Origin of the sequence: Pedobacter endophyticus, from assembly GCF_015679185.1 — a bacterium.
Classification (GTDB): Bacteria; Bacteroidota; Bacteroidia; order Sphingobacteriales; family Sphingobacteriaceae; genus Pedobacter; species Pedobacter endophyticus.
In genome coordinates this window covers 3,268,782-3,284,187 of record NZ_CP064939.1, presented here as the reverse complement: position 1 = coordinate 3,284,187, position 15,406 = coordinate 3,268,782, and the positions used below count along the sequence as shown (strand labels likewise).

The window sequence follows — 15,406 nt, the reverse complement described above, 5'->3', positions numbered from 1 at the left end:
GTCGATATTACCCAATCTGGGATTCAGTCATCAATACTTCATCGCTTTTGCGCATCTCTTTGGCGGCCTCTACCATTTCAATTAATGCTTTTTTAGTTTCATCCCAACCCCTCGTTTTCAACCCGCAATCAGGATTAACCCATAATTGTTCTGACGGAACCACGGCTTTGGCCTTATTGAGCAGCGAAACCATTTCCTCGCGTTTTGGCACCCGCGGCGAATGAATATCGTAAACGCCTGGCCCAATCTCGTTCGGATATTTAAAATCGGCGAAGGCATCGAGCAATTCCATTTGCGATCGCGATGTTTCTATCGTAATTACATCGGCGTCCATATCGGCAATATTTTCAATAATGTCGTTAAATTCCGAATAGCACATGTGCGTGTGTATCTGCGTTTCGTCTTTAACGCCGCTGGCCGAAATGCGAAAGGCCTCAACCGCCCAGTACAGGTAGGTTTGCCATTCCGCTTTCCGCAGCGGCAGACCCTCCCGTATGGCAGGTTCATCAATCTGAATAATCTTAATTCCGGCATTTTCCAAATCGCAAACCTCATCGCGAATGGCCAGAGCAATTTGGGTACAGGTTTCAGATCGGGGCTGATCATTCCGTACAAAAGACCACTGCAAAATGGTCACCGGGCCCGTAAGCATCCCTTTCATGTGTTTGTTGGTGAGCGACTGTGCGTAACTCGTCCATTTAACGGTCATTGGCTTCTGACGGGAAACATCGCCATAAATAATCGGCGGCTTTACGCAGCGGGAGCCGTAACTCTGCACCCACCCGTTTTTAGAAAACGCAAAACCATCCAGCTGTTCGCCAAAGTACTCTACCATGTCGTTACGTTCAAATTCGCCATGAACCAACACGTCGAGCCCGATTTCTTCCTGCCATTTCACCGCTTTGGCCGTTTCATCAGCAATAAGCCTGGTGTATTCGTTTCCGTTAATGCTACCTTTCTTATACCTGGCCCTCCAGCTTCTTACTTCTGGAGTTTGTGGAAACGAGCCAATGGTAGTTGTCGGGAACCTTGGGAGTTTTAACGCTTCTTGTGCCACCTTTCGCGACGGAAAAGGGTTCAATCGCTGTGCATCGTTAGCGCTTAAATTCCTCACCCGGTTCTTCACTTCAGGATTATGAATCAATGTTGATGTATGCCGCTCGTTAATTGAAATTTTGTTTTCCGTAAGCCTTTTCTGGGTAGATGTAGGGTCTTCTTTTGTAATCAATTTTTTTAGTGTGGCAACTTCACCAATTTTTTGCTTCGCGTAAGCCATCCATTGTTTAACCGCTGTAGTTAAATGCTCCTCATCAGTTTCATTATCCAAATCAACAGGGCAATGGATCAGCGAACAAGAAGGTGCAATCCAAACGCGGTCGGAACCAATTTTATTTACTGCAAGGACAATTTTTTCTAAAGATTTCTCAAAATCATTTTTCCAGATGTTCCTTCCGTCAACCAGGCCCAACGATAAAATCGTCTTGTCATCAATACCCGACAAAAGCGCATCTAACTGCTTCTCATCCCGAACCAAATCAACATGGAGCACGTTTACCGGAAGTGAGTTTACGAGACTTAAATTTTGGGTAACGCCCTCAAAATAAGTGGCCATCATGATCTTCAAATGAGGAAATGTTTTTCTGATCTCGCGGTAGGCGTATTCGTAGGCCGCTTTTTCTTTTGGGTTTAAATCGAGCGTCAAAAATGGCTCATCGAACTGAACATATTCAACATCCAGCGCCACCAGTCTGCTTAAAATATCAGTATAAACCGGGAGCAATTCTTTAATCAAATCAATTCTATCGAACCCGCTTTCTTTCTCCTTACCCAAAAGCAAATAGCTCACCGGGCCAATTATTACCGGTTTGGTTAAAATGCCCTGCTCCCTGGCTTCGTAAAATTCGTCGATAATTTTCGTTGAGAACAGTTTAAACGTTTGGTCTTTATAAAACTCGGGCACAATGTAATGGTAGTTGGTATCAAACCACTTTGTCATTTCCATTGCAACAACATCCAGGCCGTCTTTTTGGTAGCCTCTTGCCATAGCGAAGTACAGATCGAGCTCCGAATTTCCCTTTTTCAGCATCACTTCATTGTAGCGTTTTGGGATAGCACCAAATGCCAGTGAATGATCTAAAACATGATCGTAAAATGAGAAGTCATTTGAGGGAATCAGGTCAATACCCGCCTCTTTTTGCGTTTTCCAATTCTCCTGGCGGATGTTTTTTCCAACCTGAAGTACATTTCGGTACCCCGTTTTTTCTGCCCAATAGGTTTCGCAGATTTTTTTCAATTCGCGTTGGCTACCTATTCGCGGATAGCCCAAATTTTGCGTTTTCATCTCTTTTAAAGATTAAATAAATAAATCGTTTAAAAGCCCTCAGCAATATTTACATGATTTTCTGAATAAAAAATTAAAGGGTAGGTAAAGGCACAAAATCGCTCTGCCCAAAGCAAAAGCTTTAAGCAAAATTTAATAAAATGTTTAATTCTATTGTACCTATCAGACCTGACCAATTACTTCTTTACGCGAAAAGCACCGTCAATTCGATATGTGGCAGGTCTCCTGACTTACGCCCCGTTTTATCGCCTTCCCATACTTATGTACAGTGGCCCATTGATAAAACAGTTGTTCGAAAGAACAGCGTTTACAGTTGCGCGACAGCTCGTGATTTGCACACGATTCCCTTTTAATTTTGGCACTACACCAAAAACCGATATCGGTTGATGAAAAATAAAGTTAAGAACTTACATCGAAGCAAATGTATGCAATACCTTTTAAAATGTTGGATATTTTAAACCAGATGCAGCAAAACGCAACAATATTTTGATTTTTAAGGTTGTAACAAATTAACAGCATGCCTTTTTTCGAAAGTATTGTATGTTATATTTGGTTATTCCAACAAACTTTCTTTTATGATTAAAAATTACTGTAAAAAACTTTGCTTTATTTTGCTTTTGGCCGGGCATAGTGTCGTTTTCGCCCAAAATGTACCCTCACCGAAGTCGAATTTTGGCTTCGATATTGGCGATAACTATCAGCTGGCGAATTATACGCAAACCGAAGCTTACTTTAAAAAACTGGCCGAAACTTCTGATCGGGTTAAGCTGGTTGACATTGGCAAAACTGAATTCGGGAAAAGCCAGTACATGCTGGTTGTATCTTCTCCTGCCAACCTTCAAAAACTAGATCGCTACAAGGAAATTTCGCAACAGCTGGCGCACGCAGAGATTACGCCGGTACAAGCTAAGGCTTTGGCGCAAGAGGGCAAAGCTGTAGTTTGGATTGATGGGGGCTTACACGCTACAGAGGTTGTAGGTGCACATCAGCTCATTCAAACTGCTTACGAGTTCGCCTCTAAAACTGATCCGGAGACATTAAAGATCTTAGATAACGTGATTATCCTTTTTACGCATGCCAACCCCGACGGACAGGAACTGGTGAGCAACTGGTATATGCGTGAAAAGGATGAAAAGAAACGAACAACATCGGGCCTCCCTGTTTTATACGAAAAGTACGCGGGCCATGATAACAACCGCGACTTTTTTATGCTAAACCTTAAAGAAACGCAGAACATTGGCCGCCAGTTGTTTGTAGAGTGGCTGCCGCAAATTATGTACAACCACCATCAATCGGGCCCGGCGGGTACGGTGGTTGCCGGTCCGCCTTACCGCGATCCGTTCAATTATGTGTTCGACCCTACGCTGCTAACGAGTTTAGACGCGGTAGGAGCAGCGATGCATACGAGAATGAATGTTGAAGGTAAACCGGGTTACACCCAGCGTGGAGGTTCAGTATTTTCTACGTGGTACAATGGCGGATTGCGAACGACAACCTATTTTCATAACATGATCGGCCTTTTAACCGAGATAATTGGTAACCCTACGCCATCGGAAGTGCCCTTGGTGCCCTCACGTTTACTACCCAACAGCGATTCGCCAAACCCGGTAACGCCACGAAAATGGTATTTCAAAAATTCGATAGATTACTCCGTTTCGTTAAATTATGCCGTGCTCAATTATGCCCAACGCCATCGTGATGAACTGCTGTTTAACATCTATCAAATGGGCAAAAACTCCATCGAAAGGGGCAGCAAAGACACCTGGTCATTTTCGCCAAAAAAGATCGAAGCGATAAGCAATGTCCTCAAAAGCGAAAAAGGAGAAAGCAACAAAGTGTCGTCGAATTTATCGAAACAAGCTTTTGATACCGTGATGAAAGCGCCTTCAAACCGAGATGCGAGAGGGTACATTTTATCCGCTAATCAACCCGATTTTAATACGGCCATTAAGTTTTTAAATGCCTTGATTAGAACGGGCGTTCTTGTTCAAAAAGCTACGGCTCCATTTTCTATTGCGGGCAAAAGTTACCCTGCGGGGAGTTATGTTGTTAAAACCGATCAGGCATTTCGTCCGCATGTACTCGATATGTTTGAGCCGCAAGACCATCCCAACGATTTTAAATATGAGGGTGGCGCACCTATTCCGCCTTACGATGCCGCAGGTTGGACATTAGCGTATTTAATGGATGTAAAGTTCGATCGGGTTCTTAACGATTTTTCGGGCCCGTTTGAGAAAAACCCCTATGGGAAGGTGTTGGTAGCAGACAATAAAATGGTTTCTGGCTCAGCTTACGTTTTAAGTGCAGCCCAAAACGATTCGTACACGGCGGTAAATGATTTGCTTAAGAACAAAATAGTGGTTTACCGTGCTCCCGAAAATGGCGATTTCTATGTAACATCTGCTGCAAAATCAGTGTTGCAGAAAGCCAATATTGCGTTAAAGCAAGCAACACTGCCAGCCAATAAGGTAAAAGTTGCCGCTGGCAAAATTGCCCTTTGGGATACTTATGGCGGCTCGATGGCTTCTGGCTGGGTACGCTGGATTATGGAGCAGTACCACTACAATGCTACGGTAATTTACCCACAAGATATTGATGCCGGCAACCTGAAGTCGAAATACGATGTGATTATTTTGGTTGGCGGAGCAGTTCCGTCGGCTCAAGGCACGTCGAGCGGCCGATCGTTTGGTCCAAAAGCAGACGACATTCCGGCGGAATACAGAAATCGTTTGGGCAGAATTAGTATCGACAAATCTGTTCCGCAGCTCAATAAGTTTTTGCAGGAAGGTGGCAAGGTGGTAACCATTGGCAGCAGCACAAATTTAGCTTATCACTTAAATCTTCCGGTACGCAATGCGATGGTTGAAATCATCAATGGTGAAGAAAAGCGTTTGCCTGCCGAAAAATATTATGTGCCAGGCAGTGTTTTAAATGTTGCTGTAGATACCAAATTACCTGCTGCCTGGGGAATGGAGAAACAAGCCGATATTTATTTCGACAATAGCCCGGTGTTTAAGCTTACTGGCGACGCTATTGCCTCGGGAAAGATTAAACCTTTAATGTGGTTCGAATCGGCAACGCCGTTAAGAAGTGGCTGGGCATGGGGGCAAGCTTACTTACAAGATGGAGTAACGGCATTTGAAGCCAATGTTGGTAAAGGCAAATTACTCGCCTTTGGTCCCGAAATTGCCTTTCGGGCACAAACTCATGGCACTTTTAAATTGATATTTAATCAGTTGTATAAATAAATTGTTAAGCAAAAAATGCCTCCATGATATTGACATATCATGGAGGCACTTTAAATTGTTTGTTCTATTATTTCGAATAAGGAAAATTACGTGAAACTTTCCTCATCATCTGCTCAACTAGTTCGTCAGTTGATGTGCTGATGCCGTCGTCCATCGTTTTTGTAAATCTCCACAGCATTTCACCATCCGATCCGTTGTTAATTAGCATAGTCAACTTTCCAGTGCCTGTTTTCCCGCCCAGGCCAATAATCGACGTTGCAATCGCACCAGCTTCTGATTTTGTTGATTCAGTATTATATGTGCCGCTGATCAGGGCATCAACTCCCAGTATTTTTGCAATTTCATCCTTAGTTGTTTCATCCAACTTGCCATCAATCCCAGCTTTCTTTAACAAGATGTTCGTTTTGTCTATATCTTGAAGCTTAACAGAATAGTTGTCAGATTTTCTCAAAAGATAAGTGTACATACTCGACTGAATTGATTTGGACATGGCGTCTTCCTGCTCCTTGTTTGCAGCGGCATCGTAGCCTTTTGGAAGCTTCTTATAAGTGATTTTTGCAGAGAACGGCAATATGGCCACAATTTTGTGTTTTGGAATCTCATTCTTTAGTGATGGACCCTCAAAGATTTGTTTTTGTCCTTTAACGTGAATTGCTAAAGCAGTGACAACGAGCATTAAAAATAGTTTCTTCATTTGTTATACCGAAATGTTTTAGTTAGCTAACAGTTTAAAAAATCATGCCACAAACACAATAAGCTAATCAACAGTTATTTACGGTTTTGATCCGCAGCTGATCCCAAAAATATTTCCCCTATTTGAGTAATTAATTACCCGTTCTGGGAATATTTACTTTCCACTTACCATCGTAAAAACGCAACCGCTTAACTTTATAAAATGAAAGTAGAAATCTGGTCGGACGTGATGTGTCCGTTTTGTTATATCGGCAAACGCCATTTTGAAGAGGCAATTGCTACGCTACCATTTAAGGATGAAGTTGAGGTGAATTGGAAAAGTTACCAGCTTAACCCCGACTACCATAACACGAATAACGAAACGGTTTACGATTACCTTTCGAGAAGCAAGGGAATGCCCATTAAGCAAGCGAAACAAATGACAAAGCAGGTTGTAGATATGGCTGCCACGGCGGGTTTAAAAATAGATTTCGACACCAACATTCCCGCAAACACCTTTAATGCTCACCGGTTAATTCATCTGGCGGCTAAGCACAATTTGCAAGATTTGGCAGAAGAGAAACTCTTTGAAGCGCATTTTGTTAAAAGTAAAAACATTGGCGAACATTCGGTTCTTGTGGAGTTGGCCGAAGAAATAGGCATTGATAAAACCGAAGCGGAAGAAACTTTAAATAGCGATCAATTTGCCGAAGCGGTACGGTACGACATTTACGAAAGCCAGAACCTGGGTATTCGCGGTGTTCCGTATTTTGTAATGGACAGAAAATATGGTGTATCGGGCGCCCAGCCTGTGCAGGCCTTTAAAGATGCACTAACACAAAGTTTTAACGAATGGAAAAGTACGCAGCCCAAAACTCAGCTTAAATCGTTGAACGAGAACGGTGATGCCGTATGCGATGAAAATGGTTGCGAAATTTGATTTAATTATTGTTAAAAAACAAAAGGCGGAAAGAAAAATCTTTGCCGCCTTTGTTTTTCATAGGTAAATTCTTCTAATCTCTTCCTCTTCCAAAAAGCATCGATGCATAGTAAAGTAAGTTCGCAATGGCACCAACGGCTGCAACTACATAAGTCATTGCTGCCCACCAAAGTGCATCTTTAGCCTGGCTGTTTTCTTCCTGCGTTTGCATAACACCCTGGTTGTTCTTTAACCAAACCAGTGCCCTGTTACTCGCATCAAATTCAACCGGTAAGGTAATGATGCTAAAAACGGTTACCAAAGCCAAACCAACCACGCCAATTGCCAATACAATTGGGTTGCCTGTAAACCCGATTAACAAAATGCCAATTAATAAAACCCATTGCAATAAGTTTGATGAAATACTCACCACCGGAACCATCGTGCTCCTTAAGTTAAGCCACGAGTACGATTTTGCATGTTGTACGGCGTGGCCACACTCGTGGGCGGCAACCGCAGCAGCAGCCACACTTCGGCTGTAATACACATCGGTACTTAAATTAACTGTTTTATCTGTCGGATTGTAATGATCTGTTAATTGCCCTTCGGTACTCATCACTTTCACATCGTAAATTCCATTATCACGTAGCATTCTTTCTGCCACCTCCTTGCCCGATAAACCAGAGCTCAGTTGCATTTCGGCATATTTAGAAAACTTATTTCTAAAGCGCCATTGTACAAACATGCTCAACAATAATACCGGGATGATTAATATTAAATAAACTCCCATTTCTCTTATGTATGTTTTTCATTTACAGATATGCAAAAAGCGTTCCTATATATTTCTTTGTTAAAATTTTTACATTTCTGCTGTGCAAAGTCAGTTTTCATATTTGAAAATTAGATCGTTTTCGAGTTACGCTGTAGCTGTAATGGGCTGAGTAATTGTAGATTTCAAATGCTACGAATTGCCGGAGGAAGTGTGGAAATTGTGTAATGCTGACGCGTACAGAAAAGGACTTCCGAAAAGCGGTGCAATAATGAAAATGCTCATTTGGATGCTTTGAGCGCATTTCTGAACATATTTATTAGAAGATACTAACGGGTACAGCTGTGCTATTCGCTTTGGCGAGAAAACATCATGCAGCATCCGGTTTCCAGCGCTAGAATCCAGTACATAAAAGGTAGATTATTAGTTATGTATGGTTTCGAGTTTTTTGTAAACAGCGCCTAGGCGCTGTCCCAAAACGGTGTAGCCAAAATTGAACATTATAGCGCCATCACGGAAGATATCGCTTTCGAAATCATTTGCCTCATTGGATCGCAGTGAAGATTCCCTACTTAAAAACAACCGTTTTATTTCCACTTACAAAAACACGATCTTCAAAAACCAGTTCAAGTGCCTCGAGCAATACCTTTTTTTCTACTTCTTTGCCGGAACGAACCATTTCTTTTACGCCGAAATTATGGTCAACATGCGAAGTATGTTGAGTAATAATCGGACCTTCATCCAAATTATCAGTTACGAAATGGGCCGTTGCGCCGATAATTTTAACCCCTCGCTCAAATGCCTGGCGATAGGGGTTGGCCCCAATAAATGCAGGCAGAAAGGAGTGATGAATATTGATGATTTTTCCGGCATAATCCTGTACAAAATCCGCCGAAAGAATTCGCATAAATTTAGCCAGTACCAGGTAATCGACATCAAAATTAGTTATGATTGCCTTTAATTCTTGCTCAAACTCGGCCTTATCTCTTCCGTTATGATCTACATAAAAATAAGGAACACCTAACTTCTCGGTAAAATCTCTTAACACCTCGTAATTACCAATTACACACTGTACACTGGCACCAAGCGTTTTAAAGTGATTTTTTATTAATATTTCGGCCAAACAATGATATTCTTTGGTTACCAAAACAGCAATTTGCTTTTCTTTTTGCGCAATTAAATTTACCTCAGCACCATTAGGCAAGTTTTCAAGCAGTTTTTCTTTCAGTTTTGCTGTTTCGTTAAAATCACCTGTGCATGCAATTCTCGTAAAAAAAGCTTTGTTTGCTTCATCAACAAACTCACGCATCGCAATAATATTGAGCTGATGTGTGGCTAAAACACGCGTAATATTGGTAACCAAACCGACCTGATCAGGGCAAGAAATGAGAATAGTTAATTCGTTCATTGAAATTATTTAGAAGCCAATGATAAGAAATTTAAATATAAGACTGAAAGTCGGGAGTCCGAAAGTCGGAAGATATAACGCCTTAAAACTACAAGCAAAACCAAACTTTATGAAAGTCCGAGGTTCGAAAGTAAGATGCCATGGCGTGATAAAATGGGCCTAAATTTGGTTCTTGCTATTCAATAATTCAGCAATAGCAAAATCCAATCAACCAAACGTTCGTAGCAAATTATTTTGGCAAATTTATTTTATATTTACATTTTTACTAAAATTATTATCATTATGGAAATTGCAGCGGTAGGGCTTCTTGTTATTATTTTACTGGTTTTGGTGTTACTTTTTTTTAAAAAGCCGCAATCTGCTGTTACTTTGATCTCGCTGGAAGATTTTGAAAAAATAAAGTTCGAAAATGAGCAGCTTAAGATCAACCTGGCTAAAAGCGACGAAAGGGTGGCCGGGCTTATCACCGAAAAAGAGCACATTACCACTTTACTGAAACAGGAACAGCAACGCTTAATTGATGAGTTACAAGCCGAACGAGATCGGCTTGCTGACGCCAATCGCGAACTGGAAAGCACACGTTCGTTTTATATTGCCGAAAAGGAGAAGTTAGCCGAACAGAAGTTGAGTTTCGAGCAATCGCAAGAAAAATTAAGCAAAGATTTTGAGCTTATTGCAAATAAGATTTTAGATGAAAAATCGACGAAGTTTGTTGAACAGAACAGAACCAATCTGGATATTATTTTAACCCCATTGAAAGAAAATATCAAGGCTTTTGAAGAGAAAGTTGAAAAGGTTTACAAAGCTGAATCGGATGAACGCAATATTTTGAAAGGGGTAATTTCTGAACTGCAGATTCAAAGCAAACTCATCCAGGAAGATGCTAATAACCTGACGAAAGCGCTTAAAGGCGATAGCAAAAAACAAGGAAACTGGGGTGAAGTGATTTTAGAAAAGGTTTTGGAGCGTTCGGGTTTGGTTCGCGATCAGGAATATCGCATTCAAGCCTCGTTGGTATCCGCCGAAGGCGGTCGCTACCAGCCCGATGTAGTTATTGATCTGCCGGATGATAAACATCTTGTAGTCGACGCTAAGGTGAGCTTGGTGGCTTACGAACGTTCTGTGTCGTGCGAAACCGATGAAGAGCGTGAAGGCTTTATAAAGGCCCATTTAGCTTCGATTAAGAATCATATTCAAGAATTATCATCAAAAAACTATCACGATTTATACAAAATCAATTCTCCCGACTTTGTTTTGCTATTTGTTCCGATAGAATCGTCTTTTAGCGTTGCCGTGCAAAAGGATGCCGAGTTGTTCAATTTCGCGTGGGATAGGCGAGTGGTTATTGTAAGCCCATCTACTTTACTGGCTACTTTGCGTACCATCGCCAGCATGTGGAAACAGGAAAGGCAAAACCGAAATGTAATGGAAATTGCCCGTTTAAGTGGCGCCATGTACGATAAGTTTGTTGGCTTTGTTGCCGACATGGAAAATATCGGAAAACACATCAAAAACGGACAGGATGCTTACGATAGAGCACTTAATAAACTCTCCGTCGGATCAGGAAATTTAACCAATACCTCGGAAAAGATTAAAAAGCTAGGCGCCAAAGCCACCAAACAGATTGATGCAAAGTATTTGGATGGTGAGTAGGTCTCGCTTATCTGTCATCCTGAGCACAGCGATGGATCCCCAAGCGATGAAAGTCGAAGCGCCAACGAGGCACAAGCCTAACAAAATGACCGCTTGTGGGGTGGTTAGGTTCTGTGCAAATAGGTAAGAGATTCTTCACTAGGTTCAGAATGACAAATTGCCTAACAACCCTGTCATCCTGAGTGTAACGAAGGATCTGCAGGCGATGGAAACCGAACCGCAAACCATGCACAAGCCAAAATAGGAACATGGGTTGGCAAAGCAAGGTTCTGTCCCAATAGGTAAGAGATTCTTCACTACGTTCAGAATGACAAATTGCCTAATAACCCTGTCATCCTGAGTGTAACGAAGGATCCGCAGGCGATGGAAACCGAACCGCAAACCATGCACAAGCCAAAAAAATGAATGTAAGTGGGGCGGGCAAGGTTCTGCGATAATAGGCAAGAGATTCTTCACTACGTTCAGAATGACAAATTGCCTAATAACCCTGTCATCCTGAGCATGGCGAAGGATCTGCAGGCGATGGAAACCGAACCGCAAACCAGGCACAAGCCAAAATAGGAACATGGGTTGGCAAAGCAAGGTTCTGTGCCAATAGGCTAGAGATCCTTCGTTTCTCTCAGGATGACACTAAATTTTAAACCATGAACCATAATTATTTTGTCTACATCTTAACCAACAAAAACCGAACTGTGATTTACACCGGTGTAACCAACGATTTGCAGACAAGATTAAAACAGCATGTTGAAGGGAGCAATAAATTTGCCTTCACAACAAAGTACAATTGTTATTACCTGATTTTCTTTGAAAGGTATCAATACATCGAACATGCTATCGACCGGGAAAAGGAAATTAAGGGCTGGACGAGAGCTAGGAAAAACGCCTTAATTGAAACTGAAAATCCAGACTGGAAGTTTATGAATGATGAAATCCTCAGCGAATAACAATAACCCTGTCATCCTGAGTGCAACGAAGGATCCACAAGCGATGGAAACCGAACCACCAACCATTCACAAGCAAAGATATGAATGTAAGTGGGGCGGGGCAAGGTTCTGTGCCAATAGGCAAGGGATTCTTCACTACGTTCAGAATGACAAATTGCCTAATAACCCTGGCATCCTGAATATAACGAAGGATCTGCAGGCGATGAAACCGAACCGCCAACCATGCACAAGCCAAAAAAATGAATGTAAGCGGAGCGGGGCAAGGTTCTCTGCCAATAGGTTAGAGATTCTTCACTATGTTCAGAATGACAAATTGCCTAATAACCCTGTCATCCTGAGTGTAACGAAGGATCCGCAGGCGATGGAAACCGAACCGCAAACCATGCACAAGCCAAAAAAATGAATGTAAGCGGAGCGGGGCAAGGTTCTCTGCAAATAGGTTAGAGATTCTTCACTATGTTCAGAATGACAAATTGCCTAATAACCCTGTCATCCTGAGTGTAACGAAGGATCTGCAAGCGATGGAAACCGAACCGCAAACCATGCACAAGCTAAGATATGAATGTAAGTGGGGCGGGCAAGGTTCTGTGCCAATAGGCAAGAGATTCTTCACTATGTTCAGAATGACAAATTGCCTAATAACCCTGTCATCCTGAGCATAGCTAAGGATCTGCAAGCGATGAAAACCGAACCGCAAACCATGCACAAGCCAAAAAAATGAATGTAAGTGGGGCGGGCAAGGTTCTGCGATAATAGGGAAGAGATTCTTCACTACGTTCAGAATGACAAATTGCCTAATAACCCTGTCATCCTGAGTGTAACGAAGGATCTGCAGGCGATGGAAACCGAACCGCAAACCATGCACAAGCTAAGATATGAATGTAAGTGGGGCGGGCAAGGTTCTGTGGTAATAGCTAACAGATTCTTCACTCCGTTCAGAATGACAAAAACTCGTCTATCTACTTATTAAAAGCATTCCACCCTTGTGCCTTCAGCTCGTGTACATTATTCGATTTTGAAACCATTTTACAGCCCGAGTTTTTATCGGTAACATGGCCAATCACGGTAATATCTACATCGTGTTTCAGCTTTTTATAGTCGTCCTGACTAATGGTGAACAGCAATTCGTAATCTTCGCCACCGCTCAAGGCACAAACTGTTGGGTCGAGCCCAAACTCGCGAGCCGTTTCGTAGGTCATCGGATCCAATGGAATTTTTCCTTCGTAAATCGTTATTCCCTTATCACTTTCAGTAGCCAGATGCAGTATTTCTGAGGCCAAACCATCCGAAACATCAATCATTGAGGTGGGTTTAATGTCCATTTCTTCCAAAAGCGCAACAATATCCATACGTGCTTCTGGTTTCAATTGTCGTTCGATGATATAATCCTTACCCTCTAAGTCCGGCTGGATTTGAGGATTTTCCAAATAAATCAGTTTTTCTCGTTCTAAAATTTGTAAACCAACGTAAGCACCGCCCAGGTCACCCGAAACACAAAGCAAATCGTGTTCATTAGCGCCATTTCTGTAAGTCACTTTGTCGGCATCAGCGTAACCAATGCTGGTAATACTAATTACCAAGCCTTGTTTACTTGCAGAAGTGTCGCCACCAATTAAATCAATATTGTATTTATTACAAGCTAGTTCTATTCCTTTATAAATTTCTTCAACGGCTTCTAACGGAAATTTACTCGACAAACCGAGTGAAACCGTAATTTGGCTGGCTTTCCCGTTCATGGCATAAATATCACTTAAATTTACCTGTACGGCTTTGTAGCCTAAGTGCATCAGCGGAACATAAGCCAAGTCGAAATGAATGCCTTCGAGCAATAAATCCGTCGAAATTAGCGTTTGCTTGCCTTTGCTATCCAAAACAGCAGCGTCGTCGCCAACACCTTTAACCGAAAATTCATTTCTGATCTTGAAATTTGTAGTCAGGTGCTTGATCAAACCAAATTCGCCTAACTCATTAATATCTGTACGTTCTTTATTTTCAAACATAATCACCTAAACCCGTAAGCGGGATTTTTTATTTAATTTTTGACTAAAAAGGGGCGAAGCCCCCGAATTTTTTTTGTCATTCTGAGCGTAATCAAAGGAGCTGCAAGCAATGGTATGCTAGCTTCAGCCAAGCACATAGCTAAACTATATGGAGATCAGGTACTAAGGCCTGTGCCAATAGCTTACAGATTCTTCACTGCGTTCAGAATGACAAAAGTCTGTTTAGACCTTTCTTTCCATCCAATTTTTTCCTTCGGTAAACCTGGCAATCAACATGGCCGCTACGTTATCGCCAGTGGCATTTAACAACGTCGCCATCGGATCTACCAACGTTCCAATAATCATTGCTGGCGGCAGGGCCTCGGGCGGTAACTGATAAGCAGATATCATCAATAACTCTCCAATATATCCTCCGTTCGGTATTCCTCCTTCAACAATACTGACCAAAACTGTTATTCCCAACGCTAAAATAATCGTGTCAACATGCACCAAATCCTTGCCAAAAATAGCAAAAACAACGGCTATCTTAATAATTGAGCTAATACTCGACCCATCTTTGTGTAAAGTTGAGCCGAGGGGAATAGTAACATTGGCCACATATGCCGGAACGCCCATTTTGCTCGTGCCATCGAGGTTGGCGGGTATGGTGGCAATGCTGCTGCATGTTCCTATTGAGGTTAATGAGGGAACAATGTTGTTTTTCCAGAAGATTTTAATTGCCTTGAATCCACCGGCTACGAAGGCGTATAAGGTAAAAAATACAACAAAATAAAATGCGCCAACGCCGTAATACAAACCTAAAGCTTTGGCATAAGTGCCAAAAAGTTGAGGTCCGAAAACGCCAACCTGATAAGCGAAATAGGCGCCTAAACCAATGGGTCCTAATTTCATGATCAAAATGATGAGCTTCTTCATCACCTCATTTCCAGATACCAGGAAAGTTTTAAAACCTTCGCCTTCTTTGCCTGAATATAATGTTGAAAAGCCTACTAAGACCGAAAAAATAATCAGCGCCAGCATGTTTTTCCGGCTACCAATTTCGAAAAACTCGCTAACGGTTAAAAGCTGGGTCATTTGTTCGCCTACCGATTGAATTTTTTCAGTTTCTGCAGGTAATGAACTGGTTCCTAAAGCTTGATGAATTGGAAAAACCCACGTAGCAGCTAAAGTTAAAATAGCCGAAATTAATACCGTTGATAAGAAGACCAAAACCATAATGGTGAGTAATTTCCCTAGTTTTTTTGTTCGGTCTATATTTGCGATGGCAGACGAAACAGCAAAAAATACCAACGGAATTACTGCGGTAAACAAAAGGTTCAAAAATATATCGCCCAGCGGTTTTATACTTTCAACCCTTTTTCCAAAAATTAATCCGACTATACTTCCAACAGTAATTCCTGCCAAAAGCCATAGTAAGCCCGAATAATTTTTAAGGAGATTGTTTACTTTCAT

11 protein-coding genes and 1 riboswitch are annotated in these 15,406 nt (G+C 41.8%); of the genes, 5 read left to right on the top strand and 6 right to left on the bottom strand.

Features of this window, described 5'->3' with window-relative positions:
* Positions 1-7: 7 nt before the first annotated feature.
* On the bottom strand, positions 8-2,341 hold the full coding sequence (gene metE, locus IZT61_RS13265) for a 5-methyltetrahydropteroyltriglutamate--homocysteine S-methyltransferase (protein WP_196097378.1): 2,334 nt from the start codon (positions 2,339-2,341) through the stop codon (positions 8-10).
* A gap of 197 nt (positions 2,342-2,538) precedes the next feature.
* Positions 2,539-2,734, bottom strand: a riboswitch (cobalamin riboswitch).
* A gap of 182 nt (positions 2,735-2,916) precedes the next feature.
* Here metE and IZT61_RS13260 point away from each other — a divergent pair.
* Positions 2,917-5,589, top strand: a complete 2,673-nt coding sequence (locus IZT61_RS13260; RefSeq protein ID WP_196097377.1) for a M14 family metallopeptidase — start codon at positions 2,917-2,919, stop codon at positions 5,587-5,589.
* 67 nt (positions 5,590-5,656) lie between these two features.
* Here the strand turns inward: IZT61_RS13260 and IZT61_RS13255 are convergent, their stop codons facing one another.
* On the bottom strand, positions 5,657-6,283 hold the full coding sequence (locus IZT61_RS13255; RefSeq protein WP_196097376.1) for a hypothetical protein: 627 nt from the start codon (positions 6,281-6,283) through the stop codon (positions 5,657-5,659).
* 201 nt (positions 6,284-6,484) lie between these two features.
* On the opposite strand from IZT61_RS13255, the gene IZT61_RS13250 reads away from it, so the two are divergent.
* Positions 6,485-7,201 carry a DsbA family oxidoreductase gene (locus tag IZT61_RS13250; RefSeq protein WP_196097375.1) on the top strand — a complete coding sequence of 239 codons (717 nt, stop codon included), beginning with the start codon at positions 6,485-6,487 and terminating at the stop codon, positions 7,199-7,201.
* Positions 7,202-7,274: 73 nt separating this feature from the next.
* Here IZT61_RS13250 and IZT61_RS13245 read toward each other — a convergent pair whose 3' ends face one another.
* Together IZT61_RS13245 and purU are read right to left on the bottom strand one after the other, a co-directional pair.
* Positions 7,275-7,970 (bottom strand): zinc metallopeptidase, encoded by a 696-nt coding sequence (locus IZT61_RS13245; RefSeq protein ID WP_196097374.1) that lies wholly within the window; start codon positions 7,968-7,970, stop codon positions 7,275-7,277.
* Positions 7,971-8,517: 547 nt separating this feature from the next.
* Complete coding sequence (gene purU / locus IZT61_RS13240; protein ID WP_196097373.1) at positions 8,518-9,357, bottom strand: formyltetrahydrofolate deformylase; 840 nt, start codon at positions 9,355-9,357, stop codon at positions 8,518-8,520.
* Positions 9,358-9,639: 282 nt separating this feature from the next.
* Between purU and IZT61_RS13235 the strand changes: the two genes are divergently transcribed.
* The 3 genes from IZT61_RS13235 (at position 9,640) to IZT61_RS13225 (ending at position 12,357) form a co-directional block, all read left to right on the top strand.
* On the top strand, positions 9,640-11,010 hold the full coding sequence (locus IZT61_RS13235) for a DNA recombination protein RmuC (RefSeq protein WP_196097372.1): 1,371 nt from the start codon (positions 9,640-9,642) through the stop codon (positions 11,008-11,010).
* A gap of 644 nt (positions 11,011-11,654) precedes the next feature.
* Positions 11,655-11,954 carry a GIY-YIG nuclease family protein gene (locus tag IZT61_RS13230; protein ID WP_196097371.1) on the top strand — a complete coding sequence of 100 codons (300 nt, stop codon included), beginning with the start codon at positions 11,655-11,657 and terminating at the stop codon, positions 11,952-11,954.
* A gap of 43 nt (positions 11,955-11,997) precedes the next feature.
* Positions 11,998-12,357: a hypothetical protein gene (locus IZT61_RS13225; RefSeq protein ID WP_196097370.1), complete on the top strand. Its 360-nt coding sequence runs from the start codon at positions 11,998-12,000 to the stop codon at positions 12,355-12,357.
* A 556-nt stretch (positions 12,358-12,913) separates the two neighbouring features.
* Here the strand turns inward: IZT61_RS13225 and thiL are convergent.
* Complete coding sequence (thiL, locus tag IZT61_RS13220; protein ID WP_196097369.1) at positions 12,914-13,954, bottom strand: thiamine-phosphate kinase; 1,041 nt, start codon at positions 13,952-13,954, stop codon at positions 12,914-12,916.
* Between the two features lie 222 nt (positions 13,955-14,176).
* A complete protein-coding gene (locus tag IZT61_RS13215; protein WP_196097368.1) occupies positions 14,177-15,406 on the bottom strand; it encodes a dicarboxylate/amino acid:cation symporter in 1,230 nt (409 codons plus the stop codon).

Coding starts and splice junctions, on each gene's coding strand:
- metE (WP_196097378.1), bottom strand. CDS start 2,341: ATGAAAACGCAAAATTTGGGCTATCCGCGAATAGGTAGCCAACGCGAA.
- IZT61_RS13260 (WP_196097377.1), top strand. CDS start 2,917: ATGATTAAAAATTACTGTAAAAAACTTTGCTTTATTTTGCTTTTGGCC.
- IZT61_RS13255 (WP_196097376.1), bottom strand. CDS start 6,283: ATGAAGAAACTATTTTTAATGCTCGTTGTCACTGCTTTAGCAATTCAC.
- IZT61_RS13250 (WP_196097375.1), top strand. CDS start 6,485: ATGAAAGTAGAAATCTGGTCGGACGTGATGTGTCCGTTTTGTTATATC.
- IZT61_RS13245 (WP_196097374.1), bottom strand. CDS start 7,970: ATGGGAGTTTATTTAATATTAATCATCCCGGTATTATTGTTGAGCATG.
- purU (WP_196097373.1), bottom strand. CDS start 9,357: ATGAACGAATTAACTATTCTCATTTCTTGCCCTGATCAGGTCGGTTTG.
- IZT61_RS13235 (WP_196097372.1), top strand. CDS start 9,640: ATGGAAATTGCAGCGGTAGGGCTTCTTGTTATTATTTTACTGGTTTTG.
- IZT61_RS13230 (WP_196097371.1), top strand. CDS start 11,655: ATGAACCATAATTATTTTGTCTACATCTTAACCAACAAAAACCGAACT.
- IZT61_RS13225 (WP_196097370.1), top strand. CDS start 11,998: ATGGAAACCGAACCACCAACCATTCACAAGCAAAGATATGAATGTAAG.
- thiL (WP_196097369.1), bottom strand. CDS start 13,954: ATGTTTGAAAATAAAGAACGTACAGATATTAATGAGTTAGGCGAATTT.
- IZT61_RS13215 (WP_196097368.1), bottom strand. CDS start 15,406: ATGAAAGTAAACAATCTCCTTAAAAATTATTCGGGCTTACTATGGCTT.